The sequence below is a fragment of the Fluviibacter sp. genome, assembly GCF_057744235.1.
This window is the reverse complement of record NZ_JBIJFP010000021.1, coordinates 1-16,403: the sequence shown is the minus strand read 5'-3', so window position 1 is coordinate 16,403 and position 16,403 is coordinate 1. Positions and strand designations below refer to the sequence as shown.

Annotated in this window: 19 protein-coding genes; 5 read left to right on the top strand and 14 right to left on the bottom strand. The window is 53.5% G+C overall.

What is annotated here, in order from left to right; genetic code table 11:
- Window positions 1-5 precede the first annotated feature (5 nt).
- From pstA to AC3GOJ_RS08965, 4 genes are all read right to left on the bottom strand, one after another.
- Complete coding sequence (pstA, locus tag AC3GOJ_RS08980; RefSeq protein ID WP_488237125.1) at window positions 6-851, bottom strand: phosphate ABC transporter permease PstA; 846 nt, start codon at window positions 849-851, stop codon at window positions 6-8.
- Entirely contained in the window at window positions 851-1,822 is a 972-nt protein-coding gene (pstC, locus tag AC3GOJ_RS08975) for a phosphate ABC transporter permease subunit PstC (protein ID WP_488237124.1), read from the bottom strand. The genes pstA and pstC overlap by 1 nt, the downstream gene beginning before the upstream one ends.
- An 89-nt stretch (window positions 1,823-1,911) precedes the next feature.
- Window positions 1,912-2,964: a phosphate ABC transporter substrate-binding protein PstS gene (gene pstS, locus AC3GOJ_RS08970; RefSeq protein ID WP_488237123.1), complete on the bottom strand. Its 1,053-nt coding sequence runs from the start codon at window positions 2,962-2,964 to the stop codon at window positions 1,912-1,914.
- Window positions 2,965-3,099: 135 nt separating this feature from the next.
- Entirely contained in the window at window positions 3,100-4,287 is a 1,188-nt protein-coding gene (locus AC3GOJ_RS08965; RefSeq protein ID WP_488237122.1) for a glycosyltransferase family 4 protein, read from the bottom strand.
- Window positions 4,288-4,472: 185 nt separating this feature from the next.
- On the opposite strand from AC3GOJ_RS08965, the gene AC3GOJ_RS08960 reads away from it, so the two are divergent.
- Together AC3GOJ_RS08960 and AC3GOJ_RS08955 are read left to right on the top strand one after the other, a co-directional pair.
- Window positions 4,473-5,099, top strand: coding sequence for a hypothetical protein (locus tag AC3GOJ_RS08960; protein WP_488237121.1), 627 nt, complete (start codon window positions 4,473-4,475; stop codon window positions 5,097-5,099).
- Between the two features lie 55 nt (window positions 5,100-5,154).
- Complete coding sequence (locus tag AC3GOJ_RS08955; protein ID WP_488237120.1) at window positions 5,155-5,874, top strand: MgtC/SapB family protein; 720 nt, start codon at window positions 5,155-5,157, stop codon at window positions 5,872-5,874.
- 6 nt (window positions 5,875-5,880) lie between these two features.
- On the opposite strand, the gene AC3GOJ_RS08950 is transcribed toward AC3GOJ_RS08955, so the two are convergent.
- Window positions 5,881-7,548 (bottom strand): aminotransferase class III-fold pyridoxal phosphate-dependent enzyme, encoded by a 1,668-nt coding sequence (locus AC3GOJ_RS08950; protein WP_488237119.1) that lies wholly within the window; start codon window positions 7,546-7,548, stop codon window positions 5,881-5,883.
- A 33-nt stretch (window positions 7,549-7,581) separates the two neighbouring features.
- Between AC3GOJ_RS08950 and asd the strand changes: the two genes are divergently transcribed.
- Window positions 7,582-8,469, top strand: a complete 888-nt coding sequence (gene asd, locus AC3GOJ_RS08945) for an archaetidylserine decarboxylase (RefSeq protein ID WP_488237118.1) — start codon at window positions 7,582-7,584, stop codon at window positions 8,467-8,469.
- A gap of 134 nt (window positions 8,470-8,603) precedes the next feature.
- On the opposite strand, the gene ppk2 is transcribed toward asd, so the two are convergent.
- The 5 genes from ppk2 to AC3GOJ_RS08920 all read right to left on the bottom strand — a co-directional run bounded on the left by ppk2 (window position 8,604) and on the right by AC3GOJ_RS08920 (window position 12,586).
- The gene (gene ppk2, locus AC3GOJ_RS08940; RefSeq protein ID WP_488237117.1) at window positions 8,604-9,587 is read right to left on the bottom strand and encodes a polyphosphate kinase 2; all 984 of its coding nucleotides are present in this window, start codon (window positions 9,585-9,587) and stop codon (window positions 8,604-8,606) included.
- Window positions 9,588-9,674: 87 nt separating this feature from the next.
- A complete protein-coding gene (gene mnmH / locus AC3GOJ_RS08935; RefSeq protein ID WP_488237116.1) occupies window positions 9,675-10,763 on the bottom strand; it encodes a tRNA 2-selenouridine(34) synthase MnmH in 1,089 nt (362 codons plus the stop codon).
- Complete coding sequence (gene selD / locus AC3GOJ_RS08930) at window positions 10,763-11,797, bottom strand: selenide, water dikinase SelD (protein ID WP_488237115.1); 1,035 nt, start codon at window positions 11,795-11,797, stop codon at window positions 10,763-10,765. The genes mnmH and selD overlap by 1 nt, the downstream gene beginning before the upstream one ends.
- Before the next feature lie 4 nt (window positions 11,798-11,801).
- Window positions 11,802-12,296 (bottom strand): hypothetical protein, encoded by a 495-nt coding sequence (locus tag AC3GOJ_RS08925; RefSeq protein ID WP_488237114.1) that lies wholly within the window; start codon window positions 12,294-12,296, stop codon window positions 11,802-11,804.
- 26 nt (window positions 12,297-12,322) lie between these two features.
- Complete coding sequence (locus AC3GOJ_RS08920; protein WP_488237113.1) at window positions 12,323-12,586, bottom strand: EF-hand domain-containing protein; 264 nt, start codon at window positions 12,584-12,586, stop codon at window positions 12,323-12,325.
- An 83-nt stretch (window positions 12,587-12,669) separates the two neighbouring features.
- Here AC3GOJ_RS08920 and AC3GOJ_RS08915 point away from each other — a divergent pair, with 83 nt between their 5' ends.
- Both AC3GOJ_RS08915 and AC3GOJ_RS08910 read left to right on the top strand, forming a co-directional pair.
- On the top strand, window positions 12,670-13,053 hold the full coding sequence (locus AC3GOJ_RS08915) for a hypothetical protein (protein WP_488237112.1): 384 nt from the start codon (window positions 12,670-12,672) through the stop codon (window positions 13,051-13,053).
- Window positions 13,054-13,116: 63 nt separating this feature from the next.
- Window positions 13,117-13,644, top strand: coding sequence for a DUF6803 family protein (locus AC3GOJ_RS08910; protein ID WP_488237111.1), 528 nt, complete (start codon window positions 13,117-13,119; stop codon window positions 13,642-13,644).
- Between the two features lie 53 nt (window positions 13,645-13,697).
- Here AC3GOJ_RS08910 and AC3GOJ_RS08905 read toward each other — a convergent pair whose 3' ends face one another.
- The 4 genes from AC3GOJ_RS08905 to AC3GOJ_RS08890 form a co-directional block, all read right to left on the bottom strand.
- The gene (locus AC3GOJ_RS08905) at window positions 13,698-13,820 is read right to left on the bottom strand and encodes a hypothetical protein (protein WP_488237110.1); all 123 of its coding nucleotides are present in this window, start codon (window positions 13,818-13,820) and stop codon (window positions 13,698-13,700) included.
- 132 nt (window positions 13,821-13,952) lie between these two features.
- On the bottom strand, window positions 13,953-14,555 hold the full coding sequence (locus AC3GOJ_RS08900) for a nitroreductase family protein (protein WP_488237109.1): 603 nt from the start codon (window positions 14,553-14,555) through the stop codon (window positions 13,953-13,955).
- Window positions 14,556-14,621: 66 nt separating this feature from the next.
- Complete coding sequence (locus AC3GOJ_RS08895; RefSeq protein WP_488237144.1) at window positions 14,622-15,101, bottom strand: DUF3429 domain-containing protein; 480 nt, start codon at window positions 15,099-15,101, stop codon at window positions 14,622-14,624.
- Between the two features lie 361 nt (window positions 15,102-15,462).
- Complete coding sequence (locus tag AC3GOJ_RS08890; RefSeq protein WP_488237108.1) at window positions 15,463-16,077, bottom strand: restriction endonuclease subunit S; 615 nt, start codon at window positions 16,075-16,077, stop codon at window positions 15,463-15,465.
- Between the last annotated feature and the right edge of the window lie 326 nt (window positions 16,078-16,403).

Sequence of the window (16,403 nt, the reverse complement as noted above, 5' to 3'; positions counted from 1 at the left end):
ACCTCTTAGGATTGAGTTTTTTCACGGAATACGACACGAGCTACCACATTGAGCAGCAACACTAGAATAGCGATCAGTGCAGATGCACCCCACGCCAGTTGCTGCCAGTTTTCGTAAGGGCTCATGGCAAAATTAAAAATGGTCACCGGCAGGTTGGCCATTGGCTGATCGATGTCCCAGCTAAAGAACTGGTTATTAAGTGCCGTAAAGAGCAGCGGCGCAGTCTCACCGGTAATACGGGCAACCGCCAGCAGAATGCCGGTAATCACACCGCCTTGTACCGCACGCAGACAGACATCCAGGCTTACGCGCCAGCGCGGCATGCCTAGGGCAAAAGCGGCTTCACGCAGGCTACCGGGCACCAGCTTCAGCATGTTTTCCGTCGTTCGTACAACAACAGGCACAGCGATCAGTGCCAGCGCGATAGAACCCGACCAACCTGAGAAATGCTTGGTGGTTGCCACAAACAGGGCATACACAAACAGACCAATCACAATCGATGGTGCTGAGAGCATGATATCCGTCACAAAGCGCGTCACTGCGGCAATTTTTGACCGGTCACCGAATTCCGCCAGGTAGATCCCCGCCAGAATACCGATCGGTGTCGAAACAACCGTGGTCAGACCCACAATCAGAAAGCTGCCGACAATCGCATTGGCCATGCCGCCGCCCTCTGAACCCGGTGCTGGCGTCGACTCGGTAAAGAAGGCCCAGTTCATGGCTGGCAGGCCCTTGATGAACAGGGTTGCCAGAATCCAGACCAGACCCAGCAGCCCGATACCAACGGCCAGACCTGACAATACCGTGCTCAGACCGTTGATAAATTTCCGGCGTTGATAACGTGCGTCCATTATCGTGCTCCCGCCTTGCGCTCACCCTGTTTGATCAGCCATTCCGAAGCCGACAACACAATGAACGTAATAATGAAGAGAATCAGGCCCAGGCCGAACAGTGCAGGAATGTGCATGGTCGGGTCTGCCTCGGCAAACTCATTCGCCAACGTTGAGGCGATCGAGTTCCCTGGTGCAAACAAGTTGAGTGAGAAGCGGTTGGCATTACCGATCACAAAGGTTACCGCCATCGTTTCACCCAGTGCACGCCCAAGGCCCAGCATGATGCCACCGATCACCCCCACTCGGGTGTAGGGCAACACAATGTTTTTGACGACTTCCCAGCGGGTACAACCGATACCGTAGGCGGACTCTTTCAGAACCCCAGGCACCGTTTCAAACACATCACGCATCACCGACGCGATGAACGGAATGACCATCAGCGCCAGAACCAGACCAGCCGTAAAAACGCCCAGCCCCAAGGGCGGGCCGGCAAAGAACGGTTCGCCGAACCATTTGATCATCCAGGGCTGCACATATTCCTGGACGAGCGGAGCAAAGATAAACAGTCCCCAGAAACCATAAATAATCGATGGCACACCCGCCAGCAATTCAATGGCCGTCCCCAGAGGACGACGCAACCACACCGGGCAGGATTCGGTCAGGAACATGGCGATGCCGAAGCTGATTGGCACACCCACCAGCAAAGCAATCAGCGATGTCACCAATGTCCCCCAGATGGCAATACCCGCACCGAAATTACCGTCGGTCGGGCTCCAGGTGGTGCTGTAAAAAAAGCCTAGGCCAAACTCTTGAAAAGCCGGCCACGCCTGTACAAACAGAGAAACAAGAATGCCGAACAGCGTCAGCAGCACCAATGCCGCAAAGCTGAAGGTCACGCCCGCAAACAGACGATCCTGACGCAGAAACTTGGCAGACTTTTCTGCCTGTCTTTGCATCGCCTGGGCAACAGTTTCGTTAGTTTCAATCACTCGATCACTCCCGGATTTCCGGTTTCTTGCGAGAAGCTCCGGCCGCGGGTTCACGGACCGGAGGACTCATCATGCCTACTAGGTAGAGATTACTTCGCTACGTACACCGGCTTACCATCCGGGCCTTTGATGTCTGACCAGCTCTTGACGATCGCTTTAACTGCGTTATCCGGCAGCGGCACATAGTCCAGATCGGTTGCCATCTTCTGACCCTTGGTCAGCGCCCAGTTAAAGAACTTCAGAACTTCTGCACTCTGTTCCGGCTTTTCAGATTTCTTGTGCATCAGGATGAACGATGCCGAGGTAATCGGCCACGATGCGGCACCCGGCTGATTGTTCAGGTTGACCGCAAAATTCGGGGTGCCCGTCCAGTTTGCCTTCGATGCGGCGGCATTAAAGCTGCCTTCATTCGGCTGCACAGCCTTCCCATCACGGTTGATCAGCGACACATGGGTCATTTTGTTCTGCTTGGCGTAGGCGTATTCCACATAGCCGATGGCACCATCAATCTTGGTCACATTGGCAGCCACACCTGCGTTACCCTTACCACCCACACCGGACGGCCAGTTCACCGTCTTGCCAGCACCAACGACGCCCTTGAACGGTGCCGAAACCTGCGCCAGGAAATCCGTGAAAACCGCCGTCGTACCCGACGAATCCGAACGATAGACCAGCGTAATCGCAGTATCCGGCAGCTTCACACCCGGGTTCACCGAAGCGATCGCCGAATCATTCCACTTGGTGATCTTGGCGCGGAAAATATCCGACAGCACATCGTTATTCAGCTTCAGTTGACCAGGAGCAATACCCTGCAGGTTAATCACCGTAACCACACCACCAATAATGGCCGGGAACTGCGCAAGACCATTCTTTTCCAGATCAGCGGCCGAAACGGGGTCATCGCTGGCACCGAAATCAACCGTCTTGGCGACGATCTGCTTCACGCCACCACCTGAGCCAATCGCCTGATAGTTCAGCGATGTGCCCGTCTGACCTTTATAGGCCTCTGCCCACTTAGCATACATCGGTGCCGGAAAAGTCGCGCCCGCACCCGTAATTTGCGAAGCAGCCTGTGCGCTACCCGCAACAAGGCCGGCAGACACGAGCAAGCCGGTCAACAGCTTATTGATCGAAACGTTCATAACAAACTCCTTGGTTGGCCCAGACTATTTCTGGCGTTTATCACTACAATGATCGAAGTCTAGGGATGCAAAGTTACCGATTTATGACAATTCGTCATTTTTTTTGCTCTGCACAACTATTTATCGACCACACCCTTAAATTGGTCGTGTCGCTTCAATCAACAACGATTCGAACTGGTTGACTACCACCGGCCAGCTTTCCCGCTCAGCCCGTAAGCGACTGTGACGGCCCATCGCGGCGAAGGCCAAGGGATCCCGAACAAATACCGCATGCATTGCCTGACAGCCCCGTAAAAAGTCTTCATCCCGACCGAGATCCGCCAGACAACCACTCTGAGGCGTCACATATTGCGCGGCTGCCGCATAATCAAAAGCGACCACAGGCAATCCACTGGCCATCGCCTCAAGGGTCACATTGCCAAATGTTTCAGTTTTGCTCGTAAACACAAACAGATCGGCTGACGCATAGTGACTCGCCAGATCTTCCCCGGTTTGCATCCCGGCAAAAATCGCATCAGGCACCCTCGCCTGCATGGCCGCTTTCTCTGGCCCGTCTCCCACCAGCAACAAGCGTACCTTGGGATCTTGCGCTTTAAGGCACTCATAGGCCTTAATCAAGAGTTCAAGATTCTTCTCTGCAGCCAATCGACCCACATGGATCAATAGCAAATTGTCAGCATTGAGCCCCCAGCGTGCTCGCAGGTCCTCTGAACGGCGCGCCGGATCATAAAGCGTGGCATTTACCCCACGAGACAGCACCCGAACATTTTTAAACCCGATAGCGCTCAACTCAGAGCGCATCCGTTCGGTCGGCACCGTTGTCATCGATGTTTTATTGTGGAACTTACGCAAATAACCCACGATCGGCCGCTTCAACCAACCAATGCCGTAATGTTGGCTGTAACTGTGAAAGTTGGTCCTAAAATCGGAACTGACCGGTATTCTCAATTTACGGGCAGCCTCCAGCGCTGACCAACCCAGGGGGCCTTCCGTCACGATATGGACTAGATCCGGCCGGCGCCTGGTCCACTGCGCCACCAGACGTCGTTTAGCAGGCAACCCGACTTTGAGATCAGGGTAATTAGGGATCGGCAAGCCCGTCGTCAGCACTTCTTCGATACCCGTGGCCGTGACAGACTCTCGATCGCGCTGCTGACGGGGACGAATCAGCTGAATCTCATGATTCAGCTGGAGCAAGCCATCGACAAAACGCGACAATGACAACGCAACACCGTTGACCTCGGGTGGATACGTCTCGGTCACAATGGAGAGTCGTAACGTCCGCTTTCTTGCCGCAAGCTGCTCGATCACAATTGAGTCCATCGCTTCCCCTGATCTATTGGCACCGCCACATCAACTTGCGCCATGATCACGACTTTTTATAAAGGAATTAAGACGGAATTTTTAAAAATTTGTGAAATAGCACCTGTCATAAAAACCTCTTGAAGCCTTAATGTTTCTGTAGCAATCGCTCCCTATCGTTAAGCCATCCACTCTAGGGAGCCACCATGAAAAACTTTTGGGCAACACTGCAAGAACAGCGCTGGGATGATCACCGCTACTACCACCATAGCCGGATCAATCAGACACTGCATTTTCTGAGCGCACTGGGTTTTCTGACAGCGTACAGTCTGGTATTCAGTGACCCGGCCGCCGCCGCCATCATCGGCTGGGTATGGTCCATGGGCACCCGTCAGTCAGGTCACTTCTTCTTTGAGCCTCAGGGTTACGACACGGTGAACCACGCCACGAACGAATACAAGGAAGCCATTAAAGTTGGCTACAACCTGCAGCGCAAAATCGTACTCATTGCCATTTGGCTGACCTCGCCGTTACTGTTGCTAATCAGTCCAACGCTTTTTGGCATTTTCGAGGCACCGCTAACCACGAAGGACACCATTGATCACATCGGCATTATCTGGCTTGCCATCGGTGTCGGTGGTCTTCTATTCCGGACCGTACATCTGTTTTTTATCCGCGACGTACAAACCGGTCTGGTCTGGATGACCAAGATCCTGACAGACCCGGTTCACGACCTAAAGATGTATTACAAATCACCGTTTTATCTGATGCGTGGTCAGCTGATTGATCCTATGAACCACGTACATGATGACGAAGTCAAAGCCGCCGTTTAATAACGCCGCCCCCCTCAGCGCCCCCTTCGGGGCGCTTTTTTTATGAGCAGACACCATGCCCAGCGCTTTTTCAAACATTAATCTGGCGATTCTGACCGATACGCTGATCAGCTTGAGTGCCGCATTCATCCTCGGTGGCCTCATCGGGTTCGAACGGCAGTACCGGCAACGGACAGCCGGGCTACGCACCAATGTGCTGGTCGCCGTGGGAGCCGCATTGTTCGTCGACATGGCGGCCACCCTGGGCGGACACGAAGGGGGGGTTCATGTCGTCGCTTACGTCGTATCGGGCATTGGTTTTCTCGGGGCGGGCGTCATTATGCGTGAGGAAGGCAATGTCCGCGGCCTCAATACAGCAGCCACCTTATGGGGGTCGGCTGCTGTTGGCGCATGCGCAGGTGCCGATCTGCTTATTGAAGCCATACTAGGCTCTACGTTCGTTCTGGCTGCCAACACACTATTGCGCCCAGTGGCCGACAAGATCAACCGCCAACCTCTCGGGTCAGACAGCGTCGAGGCCACCCATGCGGTCTTTATCATCACACCAGCACACACCCAGAAACAAGCCATGGCAGCGCTGATGGCAGAGCTTAACCAGGCAGGCTATCCCAGCCGAGAACTGGATATGCACCCCTTTGGCGAAAACGATGTGGAAATCGAAGCGGTGTTAGCGTCAACCGCGATTGATGGACCACTGATGGACAAGATGGTTCACAACCTGGCCCAGCATCCATTCGTTACTCAGGCTTTCTGGAGCGCCAATACCTCGGAGTAGCCAGGTTCATTTTGCGCCAATTCTGGCACGCAGCATTTCTGACAGGATGCCACGGCGAATAGACTTATTAGTCAGTTCAGAGGCAGGCCACCACCAGCCGTCCCACACCATCCGGCGGGCAGCCTGCATAAATTTGTTGGCGACCATCGCAAAATCGGCATCTGTGTAATTCAGGCTGAAGATAAAGCGCCCGGTCCCAACCCAGCTTAACAGTAACCCTTCAGCCTTCAGATAGTACTGGAACATCCAGTTGTAACGCGAGGCCTGTGTGTAGCTCACGGTCCAGATGGAAGACATATTTGCCACACACACTGGCAATCCCTCAGCAGCGAGTCGCTCGTTCAGATTTCGCGAACGCTCGTCCCAAGTGTGGTCAAGATTGCTGTACATCAAGCGAATTTCAAATTCATTCAAACGCTCAAGAAACACCTGCATCGCACCCATCACATAAGGATGCGCGTTAAATGTTCCGCGGGCAAAGCAAATATCTGCTGGCTTATTTTGGCGATAGCGTTGCATCAGATCTCGCCGACCACAGACGACGCCGACCGGCAAACCGCCACCCAAGGTCTTACCGTAGGTCACAATATCGGCCTGAATGCCGAAATATTCCTGAGCGCCTCCCGGTGCGAGCCGGAAGCCCACAAAGACTTCATCGAGGATCAGGACGATGCCTTTTTTGGTACAGACGTCACGAAGTTGCTGCAGCCATGCGGTGTAAGCCTGTCGATCAAAGCCAGCCGACCGGCCGCTATCCACAAGCGCACTATCACCTGGTGCGGACCTGTTAGGATGCAATGCCTGCAAGGGATTGATCAAGACACATGCAATATCGTTTCTCATCTTCAGCACAGACAGGCTACGTGCCGACATATCCGACAGGGTATAGGTTTTGCCGGGGGGCATCGGATTACCGATACCCGGTTGCACATCTTCCCACCAGCCATGATAAGCGCCGCAAAACCGGACCAGATTCTTTTTACCGGTATGGTAGCGGGCAAGCCGCACTGCCTGCATAACGGCTTCCGTTCCTGACATATGGAACGAGACTTCGTCCAACCCTGAAATCTGTTTCAGCTTTTCTGCGTTTTCCAGAACAACCGGATGATATGAGCCCAGAACCGGGCCAAGGTTTTCTACCCGACGTGCGCCCTCGGCAATACAGGACTTGTAAAAGTCATAACCGAACACATTGACGCCATAAGACCCGGTCAAGTCATAAAAGAAGTTGCCATCGAGATCCGTCACAAACACGCCACCGGAACTGTTGACGAAAGAACCTGCCTGTAAACGTGATCTTAGAAAACGGGAGAACTGATAAGGCACACGATAGGCACCCGTAAACTTCAGATCGGAAATCATCTCCGCCGCTTGCGTCGTCATTGCCGCAGAACGTTTGAATTTTCGTCGATAGATCTCTGAAAGGTCATTCAGACCGCGGATTCTTTTTTCAACAATCGACTCCGGGGCGTCATCGGCTCTAAAAAACCGATATTCGTCATATTCATAAAACGGTATTAATCGGGCGATACGCTTGGCCATTCGCGAATGACCGGCCAGTGACCGGTGCTTTGCCCGCGAAAGAGTCAGACGTGCCCGGACTTTGGGTATTGCTGCTAAACCAGCACCCACCGCCAGCAGCGTAAGCACGGTGTCGTTCATTAAGTTTTCCATGCGCTATTTCTATCTAATCCTCGTTACATCCACATGAAAATCCGTCAACTCTTCGAACGATGCCTGTTACAGGAAGATCTCAATTTCCTCCTCACCAACCGGATTCCGCGTCGAAGCGCAACGCTGTTCATGGGACGCTTCAGTAAAATTCGGCAGCCGATGGTCAGGTCCATCTCCATTGCGCTCTGGCGATTTTTCTCCCGTGTCGACCTCTCAGATGCCAAAAAGCAGCGATTCGACAGCCTGCATGACGCGTTTATTCGCGAATTGAAACCGGGTTCCCGCACTATCTGCCCTGGGCCCGATACTCTGACGAGTCCGTGTGATGGCATTATTGGTGCGCACGGTACGATTCATGACACGACCGTCTTTCAGGCGAAAGGCTTCCCGTACTCCATTGCCGACCTGCTCCCGGAAAAACAACTGGTCGACAACTTCCGCAATGGTAGCTATCTCACGATACGCATCACGGCCGGGATGTACCATCGCTTCCACGCCCCTTTAGACTGTCACATTCACCGTGTGACATACATCTCCGGCGACACCTGGAACGTCAACCCGATTGCCCTCAAACGTGTCGAACAATTATTTTGCAAGAATGAGCGGGCGGTTATCGAAAGTACCCATCACCGCCAGGACGGTAAAACAGTCCCCTTCCTGATGGTGCCTGTGGCGGCGATTCTGGTGGCCAGCATCCGCCTCCACTGTATTGATACACCGCTTAACCTTCGCTACAAAGGGCCGAACATTCTGCCGACCGATTACAGCGCAAGAAAGGGAGACGAGCTAGGATGGTTCGAACATGGCTCGACCATCATCCTGTTCTTTCCAGAACCAATGCGTTTCGCCCCAGGTATTGCAGAAAATCATCCGATCCGCATGGGCGAGCCGCTCATGCTGTTTGCCAACGATGGACAGTAGCCGACCCGGCGCAATTGCGGGAGTCCAGTGCTTGTTCAGAATTGTCGAAACCTGGGCGCTCGTTCACCTGCCTTCAGTTTGACCCTAAGCGCCCTACGCCGTTTCTGCCTGTAAGGTTGTCGAAATCAATGTGCTTAAATTTCGGTTTCCGAACCCTCTGGCCCAAAACCGTAATAATCCGGAATAATCATTTCCTGTGGAACAGGGTGCCTTACGTAATCCGGATTATGTTTTCGTTCCGGCAAAATGACTTCTTCATGGATGACGTCTTTATAGGGCACCTGTGACAGCAAGTGACGAATACAATTGAGTCGTGCGGCCTTCTTGTCATTACCCGGTACTACCCACCATGGCGCATCTTCAATATGCGTCTTGTTGAGCATCTTTTCTTTGGCATGGGTGTATTGCTCCCAACGCACGCGTGACTGCAGATCCATTGGGCTGAGTTTCCACTGCTTCAGCGGATCGTTAATTCGACTCAGAAAGCGGGCATGCTGCTCGTCATCGTTGATCGAGAACCAGTATTTGACGAGTTTGATACCTGAACGGACCAACATCCGCTCAAACTCCGGGGTAGACCGGAAGAACTCCTTGTATTCCTCATCCGAGCAAAAACCCATGACATGCTCGACCCCGGCGCGGTTGTACCAACTGCGGTCAAACAAGACAATTTCTCCTGCTGCCGGAAAATGCGGCACATACCGCTGAAAGTACCACTGGGTCTTTTCCCGGTCACTGGGTGCCGGCAAAGCCACCGTGCGTACAACCCGCGGATTCAGACGCTGCGTAATCCGCTTGATGACGCCGCCCTTACCTGCAGCATCCCGACCCTCAAAAAGGATAATCATCCGGTAACCGGTATGCGCCACCCAATCCTGCAGCTTGACCAGCTCACCCTGCAGGCGCAGTAGCTCGCGGAAGTAGAGGCGACGTTGGTTTCGGATCTTGATCGCATCCTCGGAACCACTCAGCTCATCGCTAAAGCGCTGATCGTCGAGCTCCATCTCAAGCTCTTCATCAAGGCTATCGAGAATATCTTTTTCCAATCGCTGATAGAGCTCGCCAAGCGAGCTTTCATGGATAGCGGCGGATGCTGGCGAGACGTCTTTCTTTTTCATGAGGATGGCTTTCTGAAATTCAGTGCCGGAACGGCAATCAACAACTGCCGAATTTACTGCCACTACCCTCAATTTTTTATGAATTATTTATGACATCAAGTATTGCCGGAGGGCTTCTGCATCGCCCGCGGCCACAATTCGGCCTTCTTTACTGGCTTTCTGATGGACATACATCGGATCATAGTATTCCTGAAGCAGCAGTCGAATCCATTCACGGTGGCCACTCACATTGCCAGACGCCGCCTGTGCGGCCAGCGCTTCATTCATCATGGCTGCGGCTCTTTGGTAACGTTCACCACCGAGACGTTTCTGAACCTTCGACAGGCTTTGTTGCAGGTGAACAACAAAGTGCTGAAGCCCCGCCTCGATGCCAAATGCCGCTTCGTGGTCGGCCAGCTGATTGATCACATAATCCTGCAAGATCCGGTCAACCCGACTCTCGAAATCATCCTCCAGCCAGACGATCGGTGCACGGCCCATCTGCGCGTACAGCCCATCCGGTAAGGAACAACTGCCGATGAAATGCCCCTCATCCTCGACCACCAGCGCCGAGGACACTTCAGCATCCAGCTGCAGCAAGCGCAGCGCCAGGCGATGCTCGAAATCAATCTGGGCAGGCTGGCCGCCTACCCGCTTACCAAAACTGGAGCCACGATGATTGGCAAAACCCTCCAGGTCCACGGCATGCGGCAATGTTGCGAGCAGTTCGGTTTTACCGGTGCCGGTCATACCACCCACGACCACCAGGGAACGCTGAGCAACGACCGCCGCTGTCGTTGCCATCAGGAAATGACGCATGGCTTTATAGCCACCCTCGATACGGGGATAACGAATCCCGGCCTCTTCAGCCAGCCAACGCTGCACCGTCTGTGAGCGCAAGCCTCCCCGGAAGCAGAATAGATAACCCTCCGGGTGTTGCCGGGCAAAGGCCGCCCATGCGGCAATACGTGCCTCACGGGTATTGCCGGACACCAGCCTGTGCCCCAACGCAATGGCGGCATCCTGCCCCTGCTGCTTATAACAGGTACCTACCTGCGCCCGCTCATCATCCGTCATCAGCGGCAGGCTCAGCGCTGTCGGAAAACTTCCGCGATTAAATTCTATCGGGGCACGCGTATCCATCAGTGGCACCCCACTGAGAAAAATCGCCCGGTAATCCTTAACGATTGGCAGCATTAGCGAACCACAACTGCCTGCGTTTGCTGCGCTATCAAATGACCAATCGGTTGTAGCAATAGCCCTGCAGCCTCTGCCACCGCAAGAAATTCGTTATCACCTTCCGGCGTTACGGCCACGAGCAAACCGCCACTCGTCTGCGGATCGCAGAGCAGGTGCTTCTGGTCATTGCTCAATGGGGAAATCCTGTCGCCATAACTATCAAAGTTACGCAACGTTCCCCCGGGAATACAACCCGCCGCCAGATAGGCCGCCACCCCGGGTAACATCGGCACGGTGTCGGCCTCTAGCACCGCGGTCAGCCCACTCCCATCGGCCATTTCCACCAGATGCCCCAGCAAGCCGAAACCTGTCACATCAGTCATCGCCGTCACGCCTGGCAATTTCCCGAACGCTGCACCCACCTTGTTCAGTCGTGTCATACAATCACGCGCCACATGCACATGATCGGGCTGCAATACGCCGCGCTTTTCGGCTGTCGTCAGAATCCCCACCCCCAGTGGTTTGGTTAAATAGAGTCGGCAACCGGCCACCGCCGTGTCATTACGCTTCATGCTGGCCTTATCCACTAACCCTGTCACTGCCAGGCCAAAAATTGGCTCCGGTGCATCAATCGAATGGCCACCCGCCAGCGGAATCCCGGCATCATCGCAAACACTGCGCCCACCACGCACAACCTCACGCGCCACCTCAGGTGCTAATACATTCACCGGCCAGCCCAGAATGGCAATCGCCATGAGCGGCGTTCCCCCCATCGCATAAACATCACTGATGGCATTGGTTGCGGCAATCCGGCCAAAATCAAAGGGATCATCGACGATCGGCATAAAAAAATCGGTCGTCGATACCACGCCACGTTCGTCATCAATCGCGTACACGGCAGCATCGTCACGCGAAGCGTTACCCACCCACAGGCGAGGATCCAGATTCTGAAGGCCGCTACCGGCCACAATCACATCCAGGACTTTCGGGGAAATCTTACAACCGCAGCCAGCACCGTGGCTGTACTGCGTTAAACGGATCGGTTCAGTCATTCGTTCAATTATTACCAATCTGGCAGGTTTTACCCAGATCGCCACACAGACGGAGGGCTGCATTCACAATCCGAGTGGTCTCTGGGTTTTCTCCGGCCGGTGCCGAACCCACAATCATCAGCTGCGACTGGTTTTCATTCAGCGCCGTCACACTCAGCGTGGCTGATTGATCACCTTCTTTAATATTGATCGTCATCGTTGCCGGATCATTCCTGACCACCGTGACTTGCTGATTCGTGCTCGTCGCATTCGTTGCTACCTGATACACACGGTTCGCCGGCGCATCGAGCACCACGGTAGCGACCTGGGTCACACGCTGCGGAGCGCCTGTCGTCGAATCGTCCTGCTGCTGCGTCACTTGCTGGACCCGGCCCACAACATGGCGAGCAACAAAGACCCACTGTGCCTCCGCTGTTAACGGCATGGCACCTGCCAAAACCAGTATTGACGCGCCCAGAACTCGATTCACACGAGATAGATTCCAATGCTTTTGTGACATTTCTTCCTCCTGAAAATTAATAACGCTTAGCGATCTGCTGCAGCCTTGATCTGATCAACTGTGACATAACCCCGTTTCTGGGTATCAATCTTGTCGAAATTGGCCGCAACTTTCGGCATACCGGCCTGCGCTTCTTCCAGCGTCAACCTGCCATCATGATTCTTATCGGCGCGATCGAAGCGGTCATCAATCTGTCGGTCACGGAACGATTCCTGCGCGTTCACATGAGTGACCAGAATTGACGACAATGCAGCCCCCAGAACCACCGACATCACATATCTTTTGCTCATAGCGCCCCTTTGAATCACCTTATTGACTTGTTGGGTTCATCGACATCTTGTCTTGCAAGATCATAGCAGCGCATAATGCAAACGTGCGCATCAAAAAATTGATAACCCTTCTCGTTGCCATCTGCGTCATGCTCGCCCCAGTGGCCAGCAACGCTAGTGTTGTCGCCGATATTTCCGTGTCGACCGCAACAACAACGGCAGCAAGCCATCAGGGTCACAACGACCACGACGATTGCCCGATATTGTCGGCAACCGACAGCGACATAACGCACGACAGCATCCAGCACGACACGCATCATGGCACCAAGCTTTCGCACAACTGTTGTTTCAGCTTTGTTGGAATCGTGCCGCCAACCCAGCTTCTCGTCACCGACTTTAGCCTCGGTGAGCACATCTGGTTCACGCCCGTTTTAAGACTCACTACCCGGGTTGAAGGGCTGTACCGCCCGCCACGGCAAATCACCTGATAGCGCTGCACCCACTTTGCCCCTGCGCACGCACGGGCTGTGATACCTATCTGGAGATTAACAATGAACATGACTCATTACATGGAGCTGTTGGCCACCAACCAGCCCTGGAACCTCATCCTTTTTATGGCCATTCCTGTCGTACTGGCCGAAACCGTGGCCATAACCGAGCTTTACATTCTTTATACGCGTCAGCTGCACGGCTGGGTACGCAACCTCAATCGCATGGCCGGGGTGATTGTCGGACTCTATTTCATTGGGATTATTGCGTACCTGCTCGTCAATGCCGTCGTGCCGATTACCCGTGCCGGGGAATGGCGCACCATCATCGATGTGATTGCTGTCTCGACGTATCTGATCGGTGGCATCCCCATGGTGCTCATTGCGCTGCAGGACCTGGGGCTCATCCACAAAAGCGCTTCGGAAGAACGGAAGCTTGGCTACCACGCCATCTACGTGGCCGTGTTTCTGGTCTTTGCCCACCTCGCCATGATCGCCGGCATGATGGACCCCGCCCTGCTGGGCTACCAGGGTGACATGGTGCACGACATGCCGGCACATAGCAGCCCGGCAGCACACGGCATGCATTAAACCAACCCGGCCCCTCTGCCTGACGGAGGGGCCATGCCGCAAACCAGCTCAGGTCAGGCAACAGGCGTCTGCTCGGTTTTAATAACGGCGACAAACTCACCGCCATCTGGCTGGGCAACGGCAACCCCCATAGCGGCGGTAGAAATCAGGACAATCCAGACAATTAGGTTTTTCATGATGAGGCTCCTTATGTGTTCACCCTTGAGATCGGGCATGGGAGTCATCATATTTGCCGAGAGTCTCACCAGATGAGCCTCTCGAATCGTCGCTAAAAATAAAAACGGCCTCCCGGAGGAGGCCGCTGAACTTTAGAAGTGGTTCTCAACGACCATTTCGCTCATTGGGATAAACCCTGGCTTGGGCCAAGCGGGCTTAATGCCTTTACCGATCACCAGCATGGCACCGACGGCGTAATCGTTTGGCAGGTTGACCAGCTGTCCAACCTTTTCAATATCAAAACCAATCATCGGGCAGGAGTCATAGCCCATCGCTTTGGCACCGATCATGAGGGTTTGCAAAATGAGGCCCACCGACCGCATTGCTTCGTCTCGCTGGAGCTGATCTTTGCCGCTATAGAAAGGATTAATCCAAGGAACGAGGATGTCTTGGGCCTCCTTCGGCGCATGCACCCAGTAACGCTGAGGATCCTTTTCCCAAGCCTTAATGTCGGTGCAGATAACAAATAATAGCGATGCGTCTGTGACCTGGGCCTGATCGAAAGCCGCTTCACGCAACTGCCCCCGTAACGCTGGGTCAGTGACATTAACAATACGCCAGTGTTGGATATTGAATGAAGACGGCGATTGGGTGGCAACATCCAGAAGCAGCTTGATTTCATCCTCTGTGAAGCGGTGATTCGGATCAAAGTGCTTCACTGCACGGCGCTGGCGAATCGCTTCAATGGCATCCATGATTTTTCCTTTTAATTAATCGACGAGATGTAGTCGTACGGCTTCCGCATTGGGATTCCGGATAAGTTAGAAGACTGAGTAAATGCCAAGTGCCAGCGAGATACATGCGACTAGCGTCAGGCGAAGGCGTAGCGGCAAAAACCAACTGGGCAAAGACAATTGAAATCTCAGCGTGAGATCACGCCAGTACTGAATCAAGAATCCCAGAATGAGAAAAAGACCACTCATCACGGGTCCCAAAAATACGGTGAACCATGCAATCAATGCCGGCACAACGCTCCAGATGTATCCGCTCCGACGCTGGGAATCAGTCAGTTCGGGCGCGACCATGGCGAAGCCCCATTGAATGGCGCCTACGAAGCTGAGGATGACAGCACCATACGAAAATAAAGCACTGCGATAGATGAGCTGGTGTGCTGGCTCAGTCAGAGATAGCGCTGCAAAAGCCAGAAATGGGATCAAGCCGCCATAGCCAAGCCATGCAACGGAGATCGGAAGGGGTTTATTGTTCATAGGATTAGGTCGTCTACCATCAAACAAAGGCATTTCAATCAAGCGGAGATTCTTCGACTTCTGGTTAATGTTCAGTGAAGACGTCTATGCAGCGAATAAAGCGCTCCCTAGAAACCTACCCGAGCATATACCCTAGTGGAATACTAGGACTTAAATCGCGAATTGTCTAGGACGTATGCCGTTGTTCGAGATTCGGGGATGAACACCGAAGGCCGGATTAATCTGGGTGTAACAGGAACTCCAGAACTCGAAGACACCTGTCACACCACAATCCTTAGCCAGCCCCTTACAGTGGCGCGTATGTATTATTTGCCACGCCAATGGCGTTCATTCAGGATAGTTTAGTCAGCAGCACTGCAACGGGCTCAATTGTGTCTGGTAAACACCGGGCGATTCACCGACAAACGTCAGGCAAACGCAGCTGGCCCGAGATTAGGCGGGGGAGCAAGGTGTCACGTAGAGCCTCTAAGTTTTTAGATTGGCGATCTTTCTCATCTATTGCGTCACGTAACTTTGAAGCAACTTGATCGAACGCGGCCACGACATTTGTCGGTGCACCGGGAACCAAAAGCCTATAAACATTCTCACGGTTCAACCCAGGCACCGCTGCATCTGTATTCATGGATTCTAGGCCCAGCTTCTTAAGGAGTTGGTAGCAATAAACTAAGGGCTTGGTGGCTTTGACATAAAAAACTGTATCGATTGGAAAAAAGGGGCGGCTTTCCCAATAAATACTTCCGACGGTGCCTTTTCGTCCGACAACAATCGATTCACTCTCGACAAGCGGTTGGTCATGCCAACCTGTAATACCACCAGACCCATACACGGGAACGGGACCTGCTCTACGATTTTCAGCCTTCAGGGCTTTCCCGTAAGCCAACTCGATAAACGAATCCAGTCTGACGGGATTCCACCCCTTCGGCACCACCCCCAACTCCGACTCTTCAAACGAATCAGGAAACAGCGCCGCTGTCGCTTCATCCATACCTTCGGGCGCGCGCCCTTCCATCTTGGCGCGGACGGGGTCGAAATCAACAAACCACGATTTGAACAATGCCTGGGCGATGGATTCGAGGGTGGCGTTAGTTTCGCGAAGAAGATTTATACGTTCTGAAACTACAAAGTAAAAATCACCAATTATTTCCTGAGCACTGCGGTCTGGAACTGGTATTTTGAGTTTTCCGAAATCCCCTTTTTTAAAATGAGGACACTACTGTCCGCTAGATTGAATGATTAACACGCCCGAGCTCAAGCCAGGCAAAGGATTGCCGGAGATTTTCGATTCCGGCGATTTGATTTTGACCTTGCCGTATCGTCAATCCATCTCATGGATGA